Source organism: Georgenia daeguensis (assembly GCF_039537705.1).
GTDB classification, from domain to species: Bacteria; Actinomycetota; Actinomycetes; order Actinomycetales; family Actinomycetaceae; genus Georgenia; species Georgenia daeguensis.
The window spans coordinates 1-1,426 of record NZ_BAABBA010000074.1; the positions used below are offsets into that span (position 1 = coordinate 1).

Annotated in this window: 1 protein-coding gene; it reads left to right on the forward strand. The window is 70.8% G+C overall.

All coding sequences use genetic code 11. From position 1 onward, the window contains the following. Nucleotides 1–110 precede the first annotated feature (110 nt). Nucleotides 111–1,418 (forward strand): ISL3 family transposase, encoded by a 1,308-nt coding sequence (locus tag ABD774_RS21460; protein WP_345045806.1) that lies wholly within the window; start codon nucleotides 111–113, stop codon nucleotides 1,416–1,418. Nucleotides 1,419–1,426 lie beyond the last annotated feature (8 nt).

Here is a 1,426-nt window from a genome sequence, read left to right on the forward strand (position 1 = left end):
GGCTCTTCGCAGTTGAGGGTGTAGTGGGGGCTGGCGCGTCGGTGACCGGATAGGGGTCGAGGTCTTCCGAAGATGGAGGTTCCTACGCCAGCCATCTGAAAGACCTCGACGTGCCCGACGCTACCTTCGTTCGCCCTGACCTGACCACGTTCGCCCGACTCGACGAGCTCGGCCTGGAGGTCGTCGGGCAGCGTCTCGAGCCCGACCATGCGGTGCTGGCCTGCCGGGTGGTCGAGCCCGACGGCTGGTGCCGGCGATGCGGGTGCGAGGGCGCCCCGAGGGACACCGTCACCCGGCGGCTGGCGCACGAGCCGCTGGGCTGGCGCCCCACCACGCTGGAGATCAGGGTGCGCCGCTACCGGTGCACCGGATGCGGGCACGTGTGGCGCCAGGACACCACCGCCGCCGCCGAGCCACGGGCGAAGCTCTCCCGCCGCGGCCTGCGCTGGGCCCTGGAGGGCATCGTCGTCCAGCACCTCACGGTCGCCCGGGTAGCCGAGGGCCTGGGAGTCTCGTGGAACACCGCCAACACCGCGGTCCTGGACGAAGGCCGCCGGGTGCTGATCGAGGACCCGACCCGGTTCGACGGCGTGAAGGTCATTGGCGTCGACGAGCACGTCTGGCGTCACACCCGCCGCGGCGACAAGTACGTCACCGTCATCATCGACCTGACCGGCATCCGTGACGGCACCGGGCCCTCCCGGCTGCTTGACATGGTCGAGGGGCGCTCAAAGCAGGCGTTCAAGACCTGGCTCACCCAGCGCCCGCAGGCCTGGCGCGACGGGGTCGAGATCGTCGCGATGGACGGCTTCTCCGGGTTCAAGACCGCCACCACCGAGGAGCTACCCGACGCCGTCGCGGTCATGGACCCGTTCCACGTCGTGAGGTTGGCCGGCGATGCGCTGGACCAGTGCCGCCGGCGCGTCCAGCAGAACATCCACGGCCACCGCGGCCGCAAGGGTGACCCGCTCTACGCCGCCCGCCGGACCCTGCACACCGGGACCGACCTGCTCTCCGAGAGGCAGAAGCAGCGACTCGATCGGCTGTTCGCCGGTGACGCCCACGTCGCGGTCGAGGCGACCTGGGCCGTCTACCAGCGCATGATCACCGCCTACCGTGAGCCCGACCGGGCCCGCGGGCGCGTCCTGATGGAGAAGGTGATCGCCTCGGTCGCCACCGGAGTACCCGCCGCGCTGACCGAGCTCCGCCGACTCGGCCGCACCCTCAAGCGGCGCGCCGCCGACGTCCTGGCCTACTTCGACCGGCCCGGCACATCGAACGGCCCCACCGAGGCCATGAACGGCCGGCTCGAGCACCTGCGCGGCTCCGCCCTCGGATTCCGCAACCTGACGAACTACATCGCCAGAGCCCTGCTCGAGGTCGGCGGATTCAGACCCCGACTACACCCTCAATTCTGAAGAGCCGG